General features: G+C 37.6%; 23 protein-coding genes and 1 tRNA gene. 12 read left to right on the forward strand and 12 right to left on the reverse strand.

Features of this window, described 5'->3' with window-relative positions:
* Positions 1-4: 4 nt before the first annotated feature.
* Positions 5-364, forward strand: coding sequence for an FEKKY domain-containing protein (locus BGO88_RS05765; protein WP_286706260.1), 360 nt, complete (start codon positions 5-7; stop codon positions 362-364).
* Positions 365-406: 42 nt separating this feature from the next.
* Here the strand turns inward: BGO88_RS05765 and BGO88_RS05770 are convergent, their stop codons facing one another.
* A complete protein-coding gene (locus BGO88_RS05770) occupies positions 407-2,041 on the reverse strand; it encodes an ABC-F family ATP-binding cassette domain-containing protein (protein ID WP_101471552.1) in 1,635 nt (544 codons plus the stop codon).
* 155 nt (positions 2,042-2,196) lie between these two features.
* Here BGO88_RS05770 and BGO88_RS05775 point away from each other — a divergent pair, with 155 nt between their 5' ends.
* Entirely contained in the window at positions 2,197-3,309 is a 1,113-nt protein-coding gene (locus tag BGO88_RS05775) for an AI-2E family transporter (RefSeq protein WP_286706261.1), read from the forward strand.
* Here the strand turns inward: BGO88_RS05775 and BGO88_RS05780 are convergent, their stop codons facing one another.
* From BGO88_RS05780 to BGO88_RS05815, 8 genes are all read right to left on the reverse strand, one after another.
* Positions 3,310-3,834, reverse strand: a complete 525-nt coding sequence (locus tag BGO88_RS05780; RefSeq protein WP_273239128.1) for a GNAT family N-acetyltransferase — start codon at positions 3,832-3,834, stop codon at positions 3,310-3,312.
* A gap of 9 nt (positions 3,835-3,843) precedes the next feature.
* Positions 3,844-4,059 (reverse strand): putative signal transducing protein, encoded by a 216-nt coding sequence (locus tag BGO88_RS05785; RefSeq protein WP_056071373.1) that lies wholly within the window; start codon positions 4,057-4,059, stop codon positions 3,844-3,846.
* A 20-nt stretch (positions 4,060-4,079) separates the two neighbouring features.
* A complete protein-coding gene (locus tag BGO88_RS05790; protein ID WP_056069726.1) occupies positions 4,080-4,718 on the reverse strand; it encodes a DEAD/DEAH box helicase in 639 nt (212 codons plus the stop codon).
* Positions 4,719-4,760: 42 nt separating this feature from the next.
* Positions 4,761-5,924 (reverse strand): sigma-54-dependent transcriptional regulator, encoded by a 1,164-nt coding sequence (locus BGO88_RS05795; protein WP_056069722.1) that lies wholly within the window; start codon positions 5,922-5,924, stop codon positions 4,761-4,763.
* Positions 5,925-5,946: 22 nt separating this feature from the next.
* Positions 5,947-7,251 (reverse strand): ABC transporter permease, encoded by a 1,305-nt coding sequence (locus tag BGO88_RS05800; RefSeq protein ID WP_273239124.1) that lies wholly within the window; start codon positions 7,249-7,251, stop codon positions 5,947-5,949.
* Positions 7,252-7,319: 68 nt separating this feature from the next.
* Positions 7,320-8,243: an ABC transporter ATP-binding protein gene (locus tag BGO88_RS05805; protein ID WP_286706262.1), complete on the reverse strand. Its 924-nt coding sequence runs from the start codon at positions 8,241-8,243 to the stop codon at positions 7,320-7,322.
* Positions 8,244-8,437: 194 nt separating this feature from the next.
* A complete protein-coding gene (dnaJ, locus tag BGO88_RS05810) occupies positions 8,438-9,556 on the reverse strand; it encodes a molecular chaperone DnaJ (protein WP_056069715.1) in 1,119 nt (372 codons plus the stop codon).
* A 54-nt stretch (positions 9,557-9,610) separates the two neighbouring features.
* A complete protein-coding gene (locus BGO88_RS05815) occupies positions 9,611-10,189 on the reverse strand; it encodes a nucleotide exchange factor GrpE (protein WP_286706263.1) in 579 nt (192 codons plus the stop codon).
* 177 nt (positions 10,190-10,366) lie between these two features.
* Between BGO88_RS05815 and BGO88_RS05820 the strand changes: the two genes are divergently transcribed.
* Positions 10,367-11,041, forward strand: a complete 675-nt coding sequence (locus BGO88_RS05820) for a YceI family protein (RefSeq protein ID WP_101471545.1) — start codon at positions 10,367-10,369, stop codon at positions 11,039-11,041.
* A gap of 178 nt (positions 11,042-11,219) precedes the next feature.
* On the opposite strand, the gene BGO88_RS05825 is transcribed toward BGO88_RS05820, so the two are convergent.
* Both BGO88_RS05825 and BGO88_RS05830 read right to left on the reverse strand, forming a co-directional pair.
* Positions 11,220-12,125, reverse strand: a complete 906-nt coding sequence (locus BGO88_RS05825) for a TIGR01777 family oxidoreductase (RefSeq protein ID WP_286706264.1) — start codon at positions 12,123-12,125, stop codon at positions 11,220-11,222.
* A gap of 94 nt (positions 12,126-12,219) precedes the next feature.
* On the reverse strand, positions 12,220-12,672 hold the full coding sequence (locus tag BGO88_RS05830) for a DUF4442 domain-containing protein (RefSeq protein ID WP_286706276.1): 453 nt from the start codon (positions 12,670-12,672) through the stop codon (positions 12,220-12,222).
* Between the two features lie 244 nt (positions 12,673-12,916).
* On the opposite strand from BGO88_RS05830, the gene BGO88_RS05835 reads away from it, so the two are divergent.
* From BGO88_RS05835 to BGO88_RS05860, 6 genes are all read left to right on the forward strand, one after another.
* Positions 12,917-13,459, forward strand: a complete 543-nt coding sequence (locus tag BGO88_RS05835) for a DUF4870 domain-containing protein (RefSeq protein ID WP_273239113.1) — start codon at positions 12,917-12,919, stop codon at positions 13,457-13,459.
* A gap of 97 nt (positions 13,460-13,556) precedes the next feature.
* Positions 13,557-14,330 (forward strand): GIN domain-containing protein, encoded by a 774-nt coding sequence (locus tag BGO88_RS05840; protein ID WP_286706265.1) that lies wholly within the window; start codon positions 13,557-13,559, stop codon positions 14,328-14,330.
* Positions 14,331-14,370: 40 nt separating this feature from the next.
* Positions 14,371-14,700, forward strand: coding sequence for a PadR family transcriptional regulator (locus BGO88_RS05845; protein ID WP_056069700.1), 330 nt, complete (start codon positions 14,371-14,373; stop codon positions 14,698-14,700).
* A 5-nt stretch (positions 14,701-14,705) separates the two neighbouring features.
* Complete coding sequence (locus BGO88_RS05850; protein WP_286706266.1) at positions 14,706-16,529, forward strand: PspC domain-containing protein; 1,824 nt, start codon at positions 14,706-14,708, stop codon at positions 16,527-16,529.
* A gap of 2 nt (positions 16,530-16,531) precedes the next feature.
* The gene (locus tag BGO88_RS05855; RefSeq protein ID WP_286706267.1) at positions 16,532-17,272 is read left to right on the forward strand and encodes a head GIN domain-containing protein; all 741 of its coding nucleotides are present in this window, start codon (positions 16,532-16,534) and stop codon (positions 17,270-17,272) included.
* A gap of 148 nt (positions 17,273-17,420) precedes the next feature.
* Complete coding sequence (locus BGO88_RS05860; protein ID WP_101471539.1) at positions 17,421-18,254, forward strand: GIN domain-containing protein; 834 nt, start codon at positions 17,421-17,423, stop codon at positions 18,252-18,254.
* A 71-nt stretch (positions 18,255-18,325) separates the two neighbouring features.
* On the opposite strand, the gene trxB is transcribed toward BGO88_RS05860, so the two are convergent.
* Complete coding sequence (gene trxB, locus BGO88_RS05865) at positions 18,326-19,273, reverse strand: thioredoxin-disulfide reductase (RefSeq protein WP_056069686.1); 948 nt, start codon at positions 19,271-19,273, stop codon at positions 18,326-18,328.
* A 161-nt stretch (positions 19,274-19,434) separates the two neighbouring features.
* Here trxB and BGO88_RS05870 point away from each other — a divergent pair.
* The 3 genes from BGO88_RS05870 to BGO88_RS05880 all read left to right on the forward strand — a co-directional run bounded on the left by BGO88_RS05870 (position 19,435) and on the right by BGO88_RS05880 (position 21,961).
* Positions 19,435-19,509 (forward strand) — tRNA-Pro (locus tag BGO88_RS05870).
* Between the two features lie 292 nt (positions 19,510-19,801).
* Positions 19,802-20,179, forward strand: coding sequence for a nuclear transport factor 2 family protein (locus BGO88_RS05875; protein WP_286706268.1), 378 nt, complete (start codon positions 19,802-19,804; stop codon positions 20,177-20,179).
* 213 nt (positions 20,180-20,392) lie between these two features.
* A complete protein-coding gene (locus BGO88_RS05880) occupies positions 20,393-21,961 on the forward strand; it encodes a type I restriction-modification system subunit M (protein ID WP_286706269.1) in 1,569 nt (522 codons plus the stop codon).
* Positions 21,962-22,116 lie beyond the last annotated feature (155 nt).

The following is a 22,116-nucleotide window of genomic DNA, read 5'->3' on the forward strand; positions in this document are numbered from 1 at the left end:
CAAGATGAAAAAGTATATTTATATAATCGTACTGTTAATTTCGCCACTTGCATTTGGCCAGAAACAAAATGAAATCGGATGCACAAAATACGCTGCCATGTCTGCCAAAACCAATTTTGAAAATGACCTTAAAAGTAATAGCATTACTATTTATCTTCAAGGAGGAATTGTTTCTGTAATCAAAAAAGAAGATTTAGTGTTTCAGGAAAAATACGGCATCCGTTATCATGATTCGGGTTGTGTAGCCACAAGAGATTTTGATTATTACAAACTGTACAATCATCATGTATTTGCCTATTTGTCGGGAAAATTTGGAGAAGACTGGAAGAAAGAATTAAATACCAGCTCTTTTGGCATAGAGTAGTAAAATAAAAAAACCGATAGCTGGGCTATCGGTTTTTTATTATTATTTCTCAATTTCTCTAAGGCTCTCCATCTTTTTATGGGCCAGGAATCCGGTAATATCCTCAAAATGTTCCTTCACTCTTTTGTTTCCAAATTCAAAGACTTTTGTGGCCAGTCCGTCAAGAAAATCACGGTCGTGGGATACCAGAATCAAGGTTCCGTCAAAATCGCGAAGTGCATCTTTGATAATATCTTTTGTTTTCATATCAAGATGGTTGGATGGCTCATCCAGAATCAAAAGGTTTACCGGTTCCAGCAATAGTTTAATCATCGCCAGACGTGTTTTTTCACCGCCCGAAAGCACTTTTACTTTTTTAGTCGTGTCATCACCGCTAAACATAAAAGCACCCAGAATATTTTTAATCTGTGTACGGATTTCACCAACGGCTATGCTGTCAATAGTTTCAAAAATAGTAGCATTTTCGTCTAATAAAGAAGCCTGGTTTTGGGCGAAATAGCCAATTTGTGCATTGTGCCCTATTTCAACCGCACCGCTGTCTATGCCTATTTCCTTCATGATTGCCTTAATCATGGTTGATTTTCCTTCCCCATTTTTTCCCACAAAGGCTACCTTCTCTCCTCTTTCGATTACGATATTGGCATCCTTAAACACCACATGGTCGCCATATGATTTCGACAAATCCTTAACGACTACAGGATATTGTCCAGAACGTACGGATGGAGGGAATTTCAATCGCAAAGCAGAATTATCAACCTCATCAACTTCAACAGGCACTAATTTTTCAAGCATTTTCACACGCGATTGTACCTGTAATGTTTTGGAATAGGTTCCTTTAAAACGCTCGATGAATTCCATATTTTCTGCAATCATCTTCTGCTGTTCTTCATAAGCTTTCAGCTGATGTGCTCTCCTGTCTTTTCTCAATTCCAGATATTGGGAATACTTGGCTTTATAGTCATAAATCCTTCCCATTGTTACTTCAATCGTACGGTTGGTAATGTTATCGACAAAAGCCCTGTCGTGCGAAATGACCACTACTGCTTTTGCAGAATTGATAAGAAAATCTTCCAACCATTGGATAGATTCGATATCCATATGGTTTGTAGGCTCATCCAGCAATATCAGATCCGGTTTTTGCAATAAGATTTTAGCCAGTTCGATACGCATTCTCCAACCTCCTGAAAATTCAGAAGTCAGGCGTGTGAAATCTTCTCTTACGAAGCCTAATCCCATCAGGATTTTCTCTACTTCCGCTTCGTAATTGATTTCTTCAATGGCATAATATTTCTCGCTCAAATCAGAAACCCTTTCAATGAGTTTCATATAATCGTCAGACTCGTAATCGGTACGGATTGTCAGTTGTTCGTTCAGTTCGTCGATTTCAGCCTTCATCTTAAAGATTCCGCTAAACGCTTTTGAAGTTTCCTCCATAACCGTTGTTTCATCTTTAGTGAGCAAATGTTGCGGAAGATAGGCAATCACAGCATCTTTTGGTGCAGAGATATTTCCTCCGGACGGTTTGTTTTGGCCCGCTATTATTTTTAGAAGCGTTGATTTTCCGGCTCCATTTTTACCCATAAGGGCTATTTTGTCATTTTCATTTATGGAAAAAGTAACATCGCTGAAAAGCGTGGTGCCTCCAAACTGTACTGAAATATCGTTTACTGTAATCATCTGATATGCTATGAAATTGATTGCTAAATCCGCCTCCCGGATTTTTGAAGGTGCAAAGATAACGCAATTAAGGAATTAGGCAATCTGAAAAAACTGGTAATACTGATAGAGAATTCAAAATTAATTGACTTATATTTATAGTAAAGATTTTACTAATGTCTAAAACTACACCTTTTTATACGCGGCTTGCCCATGTTCTGGTTTCCATCATCTGCCTGTTCTATCTGGCTATTATTGGGGAGACCCTACTGGCACCGCTTATTTTTGCTTTTTTATTTTCCTTATTACTACTCCCTTTTGCTAACTTTTTAGAAAAACGTTGGAAGTTTCCCCGTTCGTTATCATCGGCTACCGTATTGCTTGCTTTGGTACTCGCCATCACATCCATAGCCTATCTGCTTTTGAATCAATTGAGCGACCTGACCAATGACCTTCCGGCCTTTAAAGAACAACTTTTGGCCACATCTACTACTTTGCAGGATTGGATTTCAGACACTTTTAATATTGACAATCACGAACAAATCAGCTATATCAATTCTGCCACAACAGAGGCTTTAAGCAAAGGAACCTCTATATTGGGACAGACCTTATTGTCTGTTTCGTCGGTTATGCTTTTTTTGGTATTTATTTTTTTATATACCTTTTTTATATTACTCCACCGCCGGTTATTACTCACTTTTTTGGTTTCGTTATTCAAGGAAAAACACTCTGCCGTTGTGTATGATGTTGTTTTCAACATACAATATATTGTCAAGAAATATATAGTCGGACTCTTTCTCCAAATGCTGATTGTTTCTGTATTGGCATGTACCGCTTTTGAAATTATCGGAATAAAATATGCTTTCTTATTAGGACTGATTACAGGAATTTTCAATGTCATTCCCTATATTGGCATACTGACTTCGCTGATACTTACTGTCCTGCTGACATTTTCAACGATGAATTCTACGTCTGTACTGCTGGTTATTTTCAGTGTCTTTCTGATTCATTTGATTGACAGCAATTATGTCATGCCAAAGATTGTAGGTTCCAAAGTAAAGATAAACACACTTACTGCGTTACTCGGTTTGGTTTTGGGAGAATTAATCTGGGGTATTAAAGGAATGTTTTTATCCATCCCGATTATCGCTATTTTTAAGGTCATTTTTGATCGGGTCGACGGACTGAAACCCTGGGGTTATGTTTTGGGAGAAGATGACAGCACTCCGAAAATTCCCGTTACGGAAAATGAACAAGCCATCATTGAAAAAATGGAAGAACCCGAATAGTTAGCTATTCGGGTTCTTTATTTCATACCAGGCTTGCGAAATGCCATCCTCATCAAAGAAATTTACAAAGTGTAATCCTGCTTTTTCGAGTACTTTTCGGGAAGCGAAATTATCAAAATCAGCGTAGGCATTGATTTTTTCCAGCTTCATTTCATTAAAGCCAAAATCAACAAAAGCTTTTGCCGTTTCACAGGCGTAGCCTTTGCCCCAATGCTTTTCTATAAAACGGTAGCCTAAATCATAATAGGTGTCGTGTCCGTTGACATTCTTATTCAATTTCAAACCGGACCAGCCAATAAATTCACCTGTTTCTTTTAAGATTACGGCCCAACGCCCAATTCCATTTTCCAGATATTGCTGACGGATATTTGCAATTGCTTCACGAACCTGCTCAATATCTGTAACCGGATTTTTTCCAAGATAGGTATGAACTGCCGGATTGGAATCCAGTTCAAACATACCCACATCGTCTGAAGGCTGTAGCTCCCTCATGAGCAATCTTTCGGTTTCTATAGAAGTCCTCATATCCGATTATTAAAGGTTCATTTTGAAATCCGTAATTATCGGGTCGGCTTTTCCATATTTTGATTCATCAATAAAAATCTCAACAGCAATACTGCCTCCTGTTCCCAGAACAATTGCAGACTGGTTGTTATTTCGCATTAATGTTTCAATACCTGCTTCTTCCAATTTTGTCTTTAAAGCTATTGCCAAAATCTCATCTCCTGAGAATACTTTCATTAGTCCCATTTCTGTTTTTTTTAGTTGTGTTATTCTGTTTCTTCTTCCTCTTCCCAATCATCCATCTCAAAAAACAGAGGCTCGACCATTGTCCGGTCTGCAAAGCTATCCACTCTTTCTGTGATATTTTCTGAAAAATAAATTCTTTGTGTTTTGCCCATTGACTCTGAAATCCTTGCCAGTTTGGTATCAAAACGCAACCGCAGCAAATCATCAGTATCTTCAATAATGAACATTTTCAAGCGGTTGACATCAAATCCTGCTGATGAAAACATATCGCTCAAACGGTTTGGCGTTCCAATCAAAACATCGATTCCCAAAGAAATCTGGTTTTTATCAAAATCAATATCGCCTTTGTCATGAACACCATATACCCTAAGGTCTGTATAATTGCCTAATTTTTCGAAAAGCTGTTTCATTTCCAGCATTTTCTCTTTGCTTTCAACAACAATCAGGGCTCTGGGAGATTCCTCAAATGCTTTTTCAAGGCGTTGGATTACATTGATGACCAATGTCGTCGTTTTTCCTGATTTTTCCGGCGCAATAATGACGCAATCGGCACCACTTTTTATGGTTGAAAAGGTCTCCTGCTGCATTTCATTGGCCTCAACAAGTCCGTTTTCAACCAAAGCTCTTTGAAGCTTTTCGTTTATTTTTTTTAATTTCATCTTATATTGTATAACGTCCTGAATGCATTCCCAGGGAAGCTGTTATTTGCTGGCAAAAAGCTTTACATCTGTTTCAGAAATTTCATTTCCGCCAAGAATAATCAAGCGTTCCACAACATTTCGTAATTCCCTGATGTTTCCTGTCCAATCATATTCTTTCAAAAGTGCTATGGCTTCATCAGAAAACTGTTTAGGTGCATTTCCCTGTTCAGCGGCTATTTTTTCAGTGAAATGGTGTATTAATAAAGGTATGTCATCGCGCCTGTCATTTAACGCGGGTACTTTAATCAGAATAACGGCCAATCTGTGGTATAAATCTTCACGGAAACGGCCTTCCTCGATTTCTTTTTTCAAATCTTTATTGGTAGCGGCAACCACTCTCACATCTACCTTAATATCTTTATCGGCACCTACTCTCGTGATCATGTTTTCCTGTAAGGCACGCAATACTTTGGCCTGGGCAGAAAGGCTCATATCTCCTATTTCATCAAGGAAGATGGTTCCTTTATCTGCTGCTTCAAATTTCCCTGCCCTGTCTTTTACGGCAGAAGTAAAGGCTCCTTTAACATGCCCGAACAATTCGCTTTCAATTAATTCCGAAGGAATCGCAGCGCAGTTCACTTCAATTAAAGGTGCTGCAGAACGTTCGCTTCTTTCATGAAGCTGGTGTGCTACCAGCTCTTTTCCGGTTCCGTTTGGCCCGGTAATCAGAACCCTTGCATCGGTCTGGGCTACTTTTTCAATAATCTGCTTGATATGGTTGATGGCTTCGCTGTCGCCAATCATTTCATAATTCTTGCTTACTTTTTTCTTCAATATTTTGTTTTCAACAACAAGCTTCTTTTTGTCAAGCGCATTGCGAACGGTATTCAAAAGCCTGTTCAAATCCGGCGGTTTTGAAATATAATCAAAAGCCCCGAGACGCATCGTATTGATGGCCGTTTCCAAATCGCCATGTCCGGAAATCATCACCATTGGAATTTCAGGCTTGATTTTCTTTACGGCTTCGAGAACTTCGACACCGTCCATCTTAGGCATTTTGATATCGCAAAGCACCAGGTCATAATCATCATTCTTGATTTTTTCAAGTCCTTGCTGGCCGTCTTCGGCTTCCTCAACAACATACGAATCATTTTCTTCAGAAAGAATCTTCACGAGTACTCTCCTGATTGCTGCTTCGTCTTCTATAATCAATATTTTGGGCATATCTTAATCTTTTACTTTGCGTTTAATATTTAAGCCATTTGTAAAGTTCTTTCCAGGTAGGTTTTTTGCCATACATCAGAATACCAATTCTATAAATTTTTGAAGCAAACCACACCACCAAAAAGAACGTTCCGAACAGCAATACCAGAGAAACCACTATTTGCCACCACGGCACGCCAAAAGGAATTCGCATCAGCATGACAATTGGCGAGGTAAGCGGAATGAATGAGAATACGGTGGCTACGGTTCCATGAGGGTCGTTCAGTACGCTAAAGAAACCTACATAAACACCAAGCATTAATGGAAGGATGATTGGCAAAAGGAATTGTTGCGAATCGGTTTCATTGTCAACGGCAGCACCAATTGCTGCATAAATGGAGCTGTATAAAAAGTAACCTCCAATAAAATAAACGATAAACGAAACCAGCAATGTTACTATTGGTAGATTTCTAAATTCATTGACATAAAGCTGCATGTTGCCAGAAATTCCCTCATTAGCCGTCGCCATCATTTCAGGAGACATAGATGGAGAAGTTCCTATATTGATCCCTAAAAATACCGAAGCCACAAACAGCAATATTCCTCCAAGCAATGCCCAGATTACAAATTGCAGTACGCCCGCCAAAGAAGTTCCAATAATTTTACCCAACATTAGCTTGAAAGGCTTTACAGATGAAATAATAATTTCAATAATACGATTGGTTTTTTCTTCGATAACGCTTCTCATCACCATATTTCCGTAAATAATGATGAACATCATAATAAGGTAACCAAAAGCGGCTCCTATAAAAATCTTGATTTCGTTGAGTCCTTTTACTGTTTCCTCACCCGATGCTTTTGCAAGGCTAATGTCCACCTGTGCTTCGGCATTCCTGATGGCCAACGTATCGAGATTGGCCTTTTCAAAATTAGATTTTGTGAGTTTTTGGGCAATAATGCTTTCCAAATCGTCTATATAGGAAAGACTTGGGCTATCATTAGAAATATACTGTATTTTTTTGGACAGTTCTTTATTGTCATCCACTTTCGGAATATACAAAACAGCCTCATATTTTTCGGCCATAATACTGTCTTTCAATACTTTTAAATCGACATTGGAACGGTCAAGATAATGGTATTCGTCTGAATTCTTGAATTCCTTGACAAAAAGATTGGATTCATCATGGATTGCGATTTCCTTGACATCAGACTTCATCGTACTCAGATAGGCTACAAATGCCACAAGCCCTACCATAAGCAAAGGGCTGAGGAAAGTCATGACGATAAATGATTTGTTACGAACCTTTGCAACAAATTCTCTTTTTATGATTAATGATAATACGCTCATTTTAGATTTTAGATTTCCGATTTATGATTTAGTGATTTTTGGCATGATATAATGCTTTCAAACCGCAACTATTTATCGCTTACTGTTTGGATAAAAATATCGTTAACGCTTGGTATTTTTTCCACGAAATGTGTCACCTGACCCATCTGCGTCAGGATATTCAGCAATTCATTAGGTGAAGAATCTCCAATCTGTACTTCCAGTTTTAAATCGTCGTTGAGCGTCTTGAAGCTGGTCTGCCCAACAGTAAATTTCTGAGTGAGCTGATACATCAATCCTTCTACATTTGAAGTCATAATCCCTACCTGGAAACTATTGGTTCTGTATTCTTTCTTGACGTCATGCAGTTTTCCCTCAATCAGTTTATTGGATCGGTGAATCAAGGCAATATCATCACAAAGCTCTTCTACGCTTTCCATTCTGTGAGTAGAAAAGATAATTGTAGAACCCTGTTTTTTCAGTTCCAGAATTTCATCCTTTATCAGATTGGCATTCACAGGATCAAAACCGCTAAAAGGTTCGTCAAAAATCAAAAGTTTGGGTTTGTGCAGAACGGTTACTACAAATTGGATTTTTTGAGCCATTCCTTTTGAGAGTTCCTGGATTTTTTTATTCCACCAACCCTGAATTTCAAGTCGGTCAAACCAATAATCCAGCTGCTTTTTAGCTTCCGCTTTTGAAAGTCCTTTCAACTGGGCAAGATAAAGTGCCTGTTCGCCAACCTTCATAGTTTTGTACAAACCTCTTTCCTCCGGCATGTATCCAATATGCTGAACGTGTTCCGGCCTTAATTGTTCCCCATCCAAAAAAACAGTGCCGCTATCCGGCATTGTTATTTGATTGATAATTCGGATTAGCGAGGTTTTCCCAGCGCCATTAGGACCAAGAAGTCCGTATATGCTCCCTTTAGGAACCTGTAGCGAAACATTGTTTAAGGCAGTATAATCGCCATATTGCTTGACTACATTTTTAACTTCAAGTATGTTACTCATTATGTTTTTTTGGATTTATTTCTTCAATCGGGCCTAAAGGTCCATGAGTCTGTAAAAATAAGGAATTTGAAGGCAAAATTTATGCGAATTTCAAAAAAAACCCACCCCTATTTGCACAAGGATGGGAAAAATTGCTATGAAAAAGAAAATTACTAGTTGCCTAGTAATTTCCAAATATAAAAATTTTTGAATTATTATGAAAACATATCCTTAACTTTTTCAAAAAAAGATTTTTCACTCTTCTCCGGTTTTGGGATAAAATTTTCTTCTGTAATTGATTTTTCAAAAAATTGTTTTTGTTCTTTATTCAGATTTTTTGGCGTCCAAACGTTTACATGCACCAGTAAATCACCATTTCCATAACCGTTGATGCTTGGAATTCCTTTGCCTTTCAGGCGAAGAATCTTACCTGACTGTATACCTTCTTCCAATTTGATTCTTACTTTTCCGTTTACTGCTTCGATATCTCTTGTGACTCCCAAAACAGCTTCCGGGAAACTTATATACAAGTCCAGATGCAGGTTTTCGCCTTCACGTTTTAAAAATTCGTGTTCGACTTCTTCAATTGCAACAATCAAATCGCCCGGTATACTGTTGCTTCCCGGCGCATCATTTCCTTTATTGGAAACTTTTAACTGCATTCCGTCTACTACACCGGCCGGAATTTTGATAGAAACGGTTTCATCAACCATAATCATTCCCTGAGCATCCGCATCTTTAGGCTTGCTTTCAAGCACCTGACCCGAACCACCGCAAGTATGACAGGTTGTTGCCGACTGCATTCTTCCTAAAATTGTATTGGTAACTCTCATTACCTGACCTTGACCGTTACAGGTAGGGCAGGTTTTATAATGGGCATCTTTAGCCTGTACTTTTCTTTTGACCTTTACCTTTTTCTCAACACCATTGGCAATTTCCTCTAAAGTCAGTTTTACCTTGATTCTCAAATTGCTTCCTTTCACTCTTCGCGGGCCCGAGTTTCCACCTCCGAAACCACCAAAACCGGCTCCAAAAGCGCTGCCGAAAATATCTCCGAACTGGCTGAAAATATCATCCATATTCATACCTCCGCCACCAAAACCTCCGGCTCCGTCAAATGCCTGGTGTCCGTACTGGTCGTATTTTGCCTTCTTTTGAGGGTCGCTCAAAACTTCATAAGCTTCTGCCGCTTTCTTAAAATTTTCTTCTGCTTCCTTATTTCCCGGATTCTTATCAGGGTGAAATTCTATTGCTTTCTTTCGGTATGCCTTTTTGATTGCAGCAGCATCTGCAGATTTTGAAATTCCTAATATTTCGTAAAAATCTTGTTTCATTTTTTCATTTTTAGCATTGAAATGCTGTAGGATTTTCTACAGCATGACGAGTCATTACTGTCCGATTACCACTTTAGGGAAACGGATAATTTTGTCGCCCAATTTATATCCTTTCTCTACAACATCAACAATCTTGCCTTTCAAATCGGCCGAAGGTGCAGGGATTTGTGTAATTGCCTCCGCAAAATCAGGGTCAAATGAATCACCTGCCTTTACTTCAACTCCTTCAAGACCCTTTGATGCCAAAGTTGTTCTTAGTTTCTCGTGAATCAATTCAACACCTTTTAGAAGGTTTTCGTCACCGGATTTCGAAATTTCAACCTGAGCCCTGTCAAAATCATCCAAAACAGGCAATAATGCCAGAAGAACTTCCTGATTGGCCGTTTTGAATAAATCAATTCGTTCTTTTGCAGTTCTTCTTTTATAGTTTTCGAATTCTGCAAAAAGACGGATAAACTTGTCTTTTTCGACTGCCAAATCCTGGGTCAGTTGCTCTTCAACGCTTAGCTCTTCAACAATTAACTGCTCTCCATTTGCGTTAGCTTCTAAAGTTGCGTCATCGATTTCCTGCGCTTTGTCTTGATTTTCAGCATTCATAGTATTTTTACTTTTAAATATATTCTTAATTTTCATTTTCTGCTTTTCAAGGGATTGCAAAAGTACTGCCAATTGTTTTAAAATGTCAAATTGTCACGCTTTTTTTCTCCTATATTAGAACCCAAAACCGTCAAAACATTTTGATTTTAATATAATTTTAAGATATTTTTGGCCTGAATTTGATATGTTTGCTAAGCTAAAAAATTAAATCTTATGAAGAATCGTATCGCATCTCTATTAATTTTATCTGCATTAACCCTGACAGTTTCCTGCAAAAATGACAAAGCAGCTGAAGCCGAAACTACTGAAGCGGGTGCTGTAAAAGAAGCATCTGGTGAAGCTGTATCCTATACAGTTGACAAAGGGAATTCAAAAATTGACTGGACCGGTTCCAAACCGACAGGAAAACATACCGGAACAATTAATCTTAGTGATGGAACGGTTTCTATAAAAGACAATGTATTGGATAGCGGTAAATTTACCATTGATATGAATACGATTACCGTAACCGACCTGAAAGCCGGTGACGGAAAAGAAGATTTGGAAGGCCACTTAAAAGGAACTGGTGGTACTGAAGAAGACTTTGACCATTTCTTCAACGTAAAAAAATATCCTCAGTCTACTTTTGAAATTACAAAAGCCGTGACTGAAAACGGAAAAACGGCTGTAGAAGGTAACCTGACCATGAAAGGTATTACAAAAAACGTAAAGTTTCCTGCTACCGTAACTGTTGACGGAAATACGGTGACACTTGTCAGCGACCCTTTTACTATCAACAGAACGCTTTGGAATGTGAACTACGGGTCAAAATCTGTATTTGACAATCTGGGAGACAAATTTATCAATGACGACATCGAACTTAAGGTTAGCATTACTGCTAAGAAATAATTGTTAATTCACCCCAAAAAGAGCTCCATTTGTTGAAATGGAGCTCTTTTTATTTTTAAGATACTCTATATCCTGATAAGTTATGTCTTTTTGCGGCGCGGCGTCTTTGCGTAAAATAGTTGCCGCAAAGAAGCAGAATCGCAAAGTTTATTAAAGAGTGATTGCTGATTTATTTTTATCAGCCTAAAAGATTTTCCAGAGCCTTATCTAAAGTCCTGTATTTAAATACAAAACCGTTGTCCTGAGCTTTTTGCGAACTAACATTCTGGCTTGAAACCAGCAATATATACATTTCGCCCAAAAGCAGTTTGAGAAGAAATTCCGGGACATTAGGCATAAAAAAAGGCTTTTCAAGAATAGCAGCCGTTTTTTTGACCAACTCATGATTATCGACCGGATTTGGAGCAGTAGCATTGTAGACACCTTCCCATTCGTGCTGGATCGCAAAATGATACAAATGCACTAAATCATGAATATGTATCCAGGATTGCCATTGCTTTCCTGAACCGTAAGCAGAACCCATTCCAACTTTTATTGGCTTGAGCAATTCTTTCAGCATACCTCCCCTATTAGAAAGCACAAGACCGGTTCTTATTTTACAAACCTTAATATTCAATCTTTTAAAGTTATCGACAGCTTCCTCCCATTTCACTACTACCTGCCCAAGGAATGAATTGTCAACCAATTTATTGTCTTCTGTATAAAAAGCAGTAAGGCTGTCCGGATAAATTCCGATGGCGGATGCCGAAACAAAATGCCTTACCTGATGCGGATGTGATTTCAATATCCTGTAAAGCAAATTTGTGGTTAAAGTACGGCTCTCGATAATTTCCTGTTTATTTTTTGAAGTCCAGCGCATAGAAATAGAGGCTCCGGCCAAATGTACAATGGTATCTACCCCTACAATTGCCTTTTCATCAATAACACCTTGTTCCGGATTCCAATAAAAGCCCTGATAATTAGGCTCGTTTTTTATTTCTTTTTTAGAAGTGGTCAGATAATGGATTGTGATTCCGTTTTGCAATAACAGGGAAACTAACTCTGTTCCTATCAGACCCGTTGCTCCTGTAATCAAAATTTTCATAGCGTATAAATTTTCTGTATGTCAAATTTACGAGTGCATCAGCGTAATAAAATGTTAATTAAGGTAGGTTTAACGGCAAAGTACTGTCAGGGAATTACTTTAATCTTATACTCCATTCGAAATCCATTTCGGAAACCTGCTCCCCTTTTTCATTAATACCAATTGATTTCATCCAGAAGGTTTGCCCTTCGCCGGTTTGTATTGTACGCTTTACGGCATCTTCAATCAGATGTCCATCCTGGCAGGTAAAAACAATTCTTCCCGTTGCTTTTTTTGTAAAATTCCCTTTATTGTTGGCAACCAACATGGATATTTTTCTGTTGCTTCTTTTTATATGGTACATGACCAAAGCTCCGGTAGATAATTCTGCCGCCATGGCCTGAACGGCAAAATACATCGAATTAAAAGGATTCTGATTAATCCATCGATGCTTCACGGTAACGACACAACGCTCCAAATCGATTTTCTGTACTCTTACACCGCACAAAAAAGCAGAAGGCAGTTTAAAAAAAAGAAATTTATTGAGTTTTCCGGCTGTAAATTCCATCATTTTATTTTTTTGAAATATACTAAATATTAATTGATTTGGAGGAAAAAGATAAAAAAGATGATAGATAAATAGACGGCAGATAAAAGACAAAAAATGCATTACATACTAAATATCAGGCACTTAAATTATTTTTAAAGATTTTGTATTTGTTAATTTTTTGTTAAATATAAGTACTATGCAAAACAAGATACTGTTTTTTAGCCATATATTTGCATAGGATATTATTATATACTTTTACATCATGGAAACATCATCAAATCAAAAAACGACCAGCGCCTTTGTACACCTAAGTACATTGACACAATATTTTATTCCTTTTGGGAATTATATTTTTCCGATAATTATTTGGGGAGCCAGTAAAAAAGATTCGGACTATATTGACCATCATGGAAGACAAACTATCAACTTTCAACTTAGTCTTCTATTGTATTCTTTACTATTATCCCTGATTGCTATTCCGATTTTCATCGTTACTATTTTCAAAAACATACCTATCAACGCCATTGTCTACAACGATGACTTTATAATCGATAATTTTCATCTGGAGCATATTACCGGAATTGTGATTATAGGCATAACCGCAGCAGTTCTCTTCTTTACATTAAAAGTTGCCGAATTCTTCTTAATAATTTATGCATCTATCAAAGCCGCGAACGGAGAATTATACAAATATCCGCTGACCATCAACTTTCTTAAGACAGAGAAAAAAGAGGAAAACAAAACTGAAATTTCAGAAGAAAACGAAACATCAATCAATCATCAATCAGAAAGCGAAACAGTTTAACCATCCAAGCCATGAAGAAAATATAATATCAGGACTAATCATCCAAAAATCATCATCAATCAATCATCATCAATCATCAATCAAAAAACGAACAGTTATGTTAAAATTCATCATCACAACAGCAATGACAATGGCAGCTTTGACAGGCTATGCCCAAGTATCAGAAAACAGAAAAGTCAATGATTTTTCAAAAATAGAAGTAGAATCAGGAATTGAATTATTTTATATGGAAAGTGACGAAAATTCAATACGAGTAGAAGGAGACAGCAAAGATGGACTTGATTCCGTTATTACTGAGACAGATGGAAAAACCTTAAGAATTTATCATTTAAAAAGAAATAAAAAACAAAAAGGAGAAGGCGTTTCAAAAGTTTTTATAGCCGGTAAAAATGTCAATTCGTTCAAAGCTTCATCAAAATCAAAACTATATTTTGACAGGCCGGTAGCTGCAGACGATATTAGAATCGAAATTTTATCCGGTTCCTATTTTAGGGGTACAGTTAAGCCTAATTCAAAAGTTACCGTGAAAGTGAGTTCAGGTTCCCTTTTTAGTGGAGGATTTGAAACAGAATCCTTTACCGGAATTTTCAAAAGCGGTGCAACGGTTAGCCTTACAGGGAAAGCAAAAAAAGCAACCATCAATACAAGTTCAGGCGCTTATTGTAATGCTAAAAATTTCTTTGTCGACAAGATGACGGCAATGGCAGACACAAAATCATCTGCCCTGCTCAATGCCAAAGAGAAGATTGCCAAAGCCACAGATGCTTCTTCGATAACCTTTTTTGGAAATCCGGAGAATTTAAAAACAGGCTATGACTCTTTTGCCATTGTCAACAAATCCGGAGCCATTACATGGAATACTCCTGAATAAAGTAAAAAACACAATTAATTAAAAATTTAAAAGCACATATATGAACATTGAAAACACTAAAGCCCAGATGCGCAAAGGAGTGTTAGAGTTCTGTATCTTATCCGTCTTAAAAGAGAAGGATGCTTATACTTCAGAAATACTTGACACTCTAAAAAATGCCAAACTGCTTGTTGTAGAAGGAACGGTTTATCCGTTGCTGACAAGATTGAAAAACGACGGTCTTCTAAACTATCGTTGGGAAGAATCGACATCGGGGCCGCCAAGAAAATATTACGGCCTGACCGAATTAGGAAAACAATTTTTAAAAGAATTAAATGGCACGTGGACGGAATTGTCTGATGCCGTAAACATTATAACCAGCCAAAAATAATCATCATGAACAAAACAGTAAATATTAACTTAGGAGGTATGTTCTTTCATATTGATGAAGATGCATATCAAAAATTAAATCGCTATTTCGAAGCTGTTAAGCGTTCCTTGTCAAACTCAACCGGAAAAGACGAGATTATGAAGGATATCGAAATGCGAATTGCTGAATTGCTTACCGAAAAAAACCGTGGCGAAAAACAAGTCGTAGGTCTGAAGGATGTAGAAGAGATTATTACGGTAATGGGACAGCCGGAAGACTACCGAATTGATGATGAGGAAGCGGCAGAACCTGCCTATAACTTTTCCAGAAGAAGAACTAAAAAATTATACCGCGACAAAGACAATTCAATGGTGGGTGGTGTATTGGCTGGGTTTGGACATTACCTCGGAATCGACCCGTTGTGGTTACGTATTATCATGGTAATTCTACTTTTGGGCTTTGGTACAGGATTTTTAATCTACATTATCTTATGGATTTTAATGCCGGCAGCCATCACCACAACCGAAAAGCTGGAGATGACCGGTGAACCGGTAACAATTTCAAATATTGAGAAGAAAGTCCGTCAGGAATTCGACACTATTTCTGAAAAATTCAAAAATGTAGATTACGACAAATTTGGCAACCAGGCCAGAAATGCCGGTGAAAGAATCGGGAGCAGTTTAAGTGACGTTCTGCTTAAAATCTTCTCCATTTTTGGAAAATTAATTGGTGCTTTTCTTGTTGTTGTTGCTTCTGCAACGTTGGCATCACTTGTAATCGGATTTATCACTGCAGGTTCTTTTTCAATGGTAGATTTTCCATGGCAAAGCTATATCGACAATTTTACAGACGTGCCACTTTGGATTGTTGGAATGTTAATTCTGATAGCTATTGGAATTCCTTTCTTCTTCCTTTTGATATTGGGATTGAAACTATTGATTACCAATATGAAGTCTATCGGAAATCCTGCCAAATATACTTTACTGGCACTTTGGATAATCTCTATTGGAACCTTAGTCGCTTTAGGATTACAGCAAGCCACTGAAGTAGCATTTGATGCCAAGGTAGTGCAAAAACAAAAATTCGACCTGAATCCGAAAGATACTTTACAAATCAAATTTACCTACAATGACTATTTTGCAAAAAGTATCTATGACAGGGAAGATTTCCTGTTCGCACAAGATTCTGCAAAAACAATGGTTATCTATTCCAACAATGTGACCCTGCGTATTTTGAAAACCGATGAAAAAACGCCATACATCCAGATAGAGAAAAAAGCAGAAGGCAAATCGTTTGCTGCCGCCAGAGAAAGAGCTGAAAAAATCAATTACGGCTACAAGTTCAAAGGAAATCAGTTACTACTTGACAATTACCTGCTAACTGACAGCAAAAACAAATACCGCCATCAAAAAGTAGAAATCTTCTTGTATCTTCCGGAAGGAACCTACTTCAAACCGGATATGACCGTACAAAATTACGACCATACAGATAATGGTTTCTTTGATTTGTGGTTTGATTCTGACATTTATATCTATCAAATGCAATCTTCTCAGGTAAAATGCTTAAATTGTGCGGATGTACATGGAGAGGGAGAAGGAGAAGTCTGGATTGATGAAGAACAAATAGCCAGAGAAGCGGAACAGGAGGCCCGACTTGAGGTAGAGCGTGAAATGCAACGCCAAAATATACAGAATGGCCAAAACATACAGGCTGACCAAAATTCTTCAACAACTGTAACAATTAATGACAAAGGCGTACAAATAAAAAAAGAAGGACCACAAGGACCACAAGGTAATAAGCCAAAAGGTTTAAAAATGGATAAAAACGGAGTAATCATTAAAAACAACTAATTATGATTCGAATTATAATTTATTTGATGAAATTAATTATAGCCCTGCTATTTGCACTGTTCTTTTCTTCATGCCGTTACACAAACGAAAGAACAATAACAGGCAGTGGAAATGTTAGGGTAGAGACTCGAAATGTAACCGGTTTTAAAGGAATCAACGTTAGCAATGCCCTTGAAGTAGAAGTAGAACAGGGCGATGCCTATCAGGTAGTTGTTGAAGCTGATGAAAATCTGCTTTCGCATATTATAACGAGAGTTGAAAACGGAATACTCCATATTGAAGCAGATTCCAATACCTTCAGAAATATTGATGCCAGAAAAATCAAAGTAAAGCTGCCTGTAATTGTTAGCCTCGAAGCGTCCAGTGCCTCAAAAATTACCAGCATAGGTACGCTGATAACCGAAAAACTTTTAGTTGATGCAAGCAGCGCCGCCGGAATTGATATTGCCGTTGAAGCCGACGAACTTACCTGCAACAGCAGTAGTGCCAGTTCTGTAGATTTAAAAGGCAAAGCCCTAAAATTTAAAGCCGATTCTTCCAGCGCCAGCGAAATCGATGCTGATCAATTGTTAGCAAATGACGTTATTGCCGTTGCTTCCAGTGCTGCTACCATTAGTGCCCACCCTATTCTGACACTGGATGCCGAAGCCAGCAGTGGCGGAAATATAAGCTACAACAATACCCCAAGGAACTCATTAAAACAAAATGCTGATTCCGGAGGCGGTATCAGCAAAAATGAATAATTAAAAATCCCGATAGTTTTTATCGGGATTTTTTTTGCTTATAACTTCTGTTATTTCCTCCATAAAAAGACAAGTTCCTAAAAATTCATCCTTCCACAAAACGTTAGCAATCTTTATTTATATTTGTGAAAACAATCCTTACATTATAATGAGAAGACTTATTCTATTTGCCGTCATTTTGACAACAGCCGTTTCCTTTGCACAAAGCAAGGAAAGAATTAAAGGTACCAAAGTCGTTACCATAGCACCCCGTGAAATCCAAAGTTTTGAAAACCTGGAAGTAGAAGACAATATTGAAATCTTCCTTGTCAAGGGTGATAACAATGCGCTGGAAATTGAGGCAGATGAAAATCTTCATGAAATAATCGAATCCAGCCTGAACGGAGGTACTTTGCGCCTTACAACCACGAAAAATGTAACCAGCTATAAGAAACTAAGTGTCAAGGTGACGTATACCGATGACTTTAAAATGGTAACGGCGAAAAATGAAGCGACAATTAACGCGCTTTCTGATATTGAACTGGATAACATTACCTTTAAGACATTCGACTATACAAAACTGTTTTTAAATGTCAAGTCGCGTTGGTTTACCATTTTTGCCAACGACAAATCCAAAATAGAACTGAATGTAAAAGCAGAAACTGCGGCAGTCGAACTGAGTAAAAGTGCCAATATGAAAGCCCTGATTTCTTCCGAATCTCTAAAATTTGACATGTACCAAAAATCGACGGCTGTTATTGAAGGCGATATCGTGGATTTAAAATTACGTCTGGACAACAATGCTAATTTTACAGGAAAAAACCTGAATGCCAAAAATGCTGAAATCATTACCGAAGCTTATGCTAACGGAAGCATACAGGTGAGTGTAAAAGCCATCATAGAAGCAGGAGGCAAATCAGAATTACAGTTGTATGGCGACCAGAAAATTGAAATCAAAAATTTTACCGACAGCGCGGTACTTATGAAAAAGCCAATCAAATAGTCTCACAAACAACAATCATAAATAAAAAATCCGGGCAATGCCCGGATTTTTTTATCGTATACATTTGTAGATTAATGTAATGTTGCCAGATAACGTTCTGCATCCAAAGCTGCCATACAGCCTGAACCAGCCGCAGTAATTGCCTGACGGTATTCTTTATCCTGAACATCACCAGAAGCAAAAACTCCCGGAAGGTTTGTTTTGGTTGTTTTTCCGGACGTAATCAAATAGCCCGTTTCATCCATATCCAACTGTCCTTTAAAGATGTCTGTATTTGGCTTGTGCCCTATCGCGATAAATAATCCGGTAATAGCAATTTCCGATTTTTCACCTGTTGCGTTGTTAATCATTTTTAGACCTTCTACTACCTGGTCACCCACAACTTCTTCTACTTCTGTATTAAAAAGCACTTTCAGGTTAGGTGTGTTTTCAACACGGTGCTGCATCGCTTTAGAAGCTCGCATCACATCTTTTCGAACCAGCATGGTTACGCTTTTGCAAATATTGGCAAGATAGGTGGCTTCCTCGGCAGCGGTATCTCCTGCTCCAACAATAGCAACATCCTGGTTTCTGTAGAAAAATCCGTCGCAAACCGCACAGGCAGAAACTCCGCCACCGCGTAATTTTTGTTCACTTGGCAATCCAAGATATTTTGCCGTGGCTCCGGTAGAAATAATTACCGTTTGAGCCAGGACTTCCTTGCTTCCATCAACCGTAATTTTATGCCAACCCCCTTTTTCTTTTGAAAATTCAACAGCAGTAACCATTCCTATTCTAACTTCTGTTCCAAAACGTTCCGCCTGTTGCTGTAGTTGTATCATCATGGTTGGCCCGTCAATACCTTCCGGATAGCCTGGAAAGTTATCAACTTCTGTCGTGGTGGTTAATTGTCCTCCAGGTTCCATACCGGTATACATAACAGGTTTCATATCCGCACGGGCGGCATAAATTGCAGCAGTATATCCAGCAGGCCCGGAGCCTATAATCAAACATTTTATTTTTTCAATAGTATCAGACATAATAGTATAGTGAATTATTTTTTTCCAACGCAAAAGTACATTTTTATCGAAAGATTAAATGCATAAACGGATTAGTTTTAACTATCTAAAAATAATATTCTCTTATTTCTTTTTTTCTGTTGCAGAATAAAAATATAGTCTTATATTTGCACTCACCTTTTCGGGGTGTAGCGTAGCCCGGTTATCGCGCCTGCTTTGGGAGCAGGAGGCCGCAGGTTCGAATCCTGCCACCCCGACAAAGTAATAAAAGCTCTGACGAAAGTCGGGGCTTTTTTGTTTTTGGACACAGGCTAAAGAAAAATTGATTTTGGAGGAACTCAAATGAATTACATTTTTTTGTTTTAAGCCACAGATTATAATAATTACGCTGATTGAAGAAGGCAAAATCAATACTCCTATTTATTTAGAAACTTGCGGCTCTGTGCCTTGCGTGAAATAGTTCCTCGCAAAGACGCAGAGCCGCCAAGCAAGGAACGAACTGAGTGAAGCTGAATTTTTTGTATATTTAGATTCGTAAAAAATTAACTTATGAGCTCACCTCTTCTTACCGAACAAAAAATATTGGAAATTGAAAATCAACTTCGCGAAGCGATGAAGAAAAGCGATGTCGAAATTCTGGAGCAGTTGCTTCACGATGATTTGCTTTTTGTTCTTCCAAGCGGTGAAGTCATTACCAAGAAAACCGATTTGGAAACCCACAAATCCGGAAATCTGGTTTTAGAAGAAATCACCTCATCCATCGATTCTATAAAACAAATAGGTGAAAATGTTGTAGTTACGTTATCATCAAAGCTTAAAGGAAAAATGCTGGAGCAAAACTTTGAAGGAAATTTTCGCTATCTACGGGTTTGGAAAATGTTTGACGGTCAATTAAAAGTTATAGCGGGAAGTTGTGTGGCGGTATAGAACAGCAGTTGGTAAAAAATAAAAGCTTTAATTTTTATTGTTTTTTTGTTTTCAGTAGAATGAAAACCGTAATTCGCTGAACACTCAAGAATTACAGATTGACTGATTTAGCAAAATCTTTAGTAAATTTTGTATCGGGAAGTAAAGTTTTTCGCAACCCTTTTATCTTAATCTAAATTAGAATATCTTTAAGGTTTTTAATTAAGGATTAAAATGTCAGAAGAACAAAAACGTCAGTTGCAACAGCAACTATGGAATATCGCCAATACTTTACGTGGAAAAATGGACGCCGATGAATTCAGAGATTATATTTTAGGATTCATCTTCTATAAATATCTCTCAGAAAAGATTCATTTTACGGCAAACAAAATTTTATCGGATTCCGGTGAAGATATCGATTATACTAATGTTGATGAAAATTCTGAATCAGGAAAGGAAATCGTTAATGCCATTTATGAAGAAGTCGTTGAAGATTTAGGATATTTCTTAAAACCATCAGAACTTTTTAGTAATATTGCTAAAAAAGGACATCAGAAGGAAGAAGGCAAATCTAATTTTATTTTACCTGAACTTTCAAAAATTCTGACTAATATTGAGCAATCAACATTGGGTACAAATAGCGAAGACGATTTTGAAGGACTTTTCGATGATTTAGATTTGACTTCTGCAAAATTAGGACGAACTGAAGACGAAAAAAATACATTAATCTCCAAAGTTCTGTATCATCTTGATGACATAGATTTTAATTTATCCGACACCAATGCGGATGTTTTAGGAGATGCTTATGAATATCTGATTGCACAGTTTGCAAGTGGAGCTGGCAAAAAAGCCGGAGAATTTTATACGCCTCAACAAGTTTCCACTATTTTGGCAAGAATTGTTACAAGCCGAAAATCACAGCTAAAATCCGTATACGACCCCACATGCGGAAGTGGTTCGTTGCTGTTACGTGTTGCCCGTGAAGCGAAAGTAAGTGATTTTTATGGTCAGGAAATGAATCGTACCACTTATAACCTTGCAAGAATGAATATGATTCTTCATGGTGTAAATTACAGCAACTTCGATATTCGCCAGGAAGACACACTAGAAAAACCTCAGCATCTTGATAAAACTTTTGATGCAATTGTTGCCAATCCTCCTTTTTCCGCAAAATGGAGTGCCAACGAACTACACTTGCTTGATGAAAGGTTTTCACAATATGGAAAATTAGCACCATCATCAAAAGCAGACTTTGCTTTTATACAGCATATGATTCATCATTTGGATGAGAATGGTATTATGGCAGTAGTTATGCCTCATGGTGTCTTATTCCGTGGCGCGGCTGAATTGGTCATTCGGAAATATCTTATCAAAGAAAAAAATTACCTGGACGCTGTGATAGGCTTACCGGCAAATATCTTCTTTGGTACAAGTATTCCAACCTGTATTCTGATTTTTAAGAAATGTCGGGAAGCTGATGAAGATATACTGTTTATAGATGCCAGCAAAGAATTTGAAAAACAGAAAAATCAGAATGTGCTTCTCAATGAGCATATTGATAAAATTGTTGATACTTACCAAAACCGCACTGTAATTGAAAAATTCAGCCATAAAGCAACTTTACAAGAAGTTGCAGACAATGATTATAATCTAAATATCCCTCGTTATGTTGATACTTTCGAGGAAGAAGAGGAGATTGATATTCAAGCAGTAATGGCAGAAATTAAAGAGCTTGAAGCAAAGCGTTCTCAACTGGATTCTGAAATTGAAGTTTATTTGAAAGAATTGGGATTAGTAAGCTAATTTTTTTGGCTTCGTAAAATCCTCAAGGCTTAGAATTTTAACAAATAAATAATCAAGATGACAGAAGAAAATAAAAGTGTAAAAAAGTTTCCTAATTTAAGATTTCAGGGGTTTGAAAATGAATGGGAACAAATAACTCTTGGAAATTGCGCATA

This window comes from Flavobacterium sp. 38-13 (genome assembly GCF_001899155.1).
Classification (GTDB): domain Bacteria; phylum Bacteroidota; class Bacteroidia; order Flavobacteriales; family Flavobacteriaceae; genus Flavobacterium; species Flavobacterium lindanitolerans.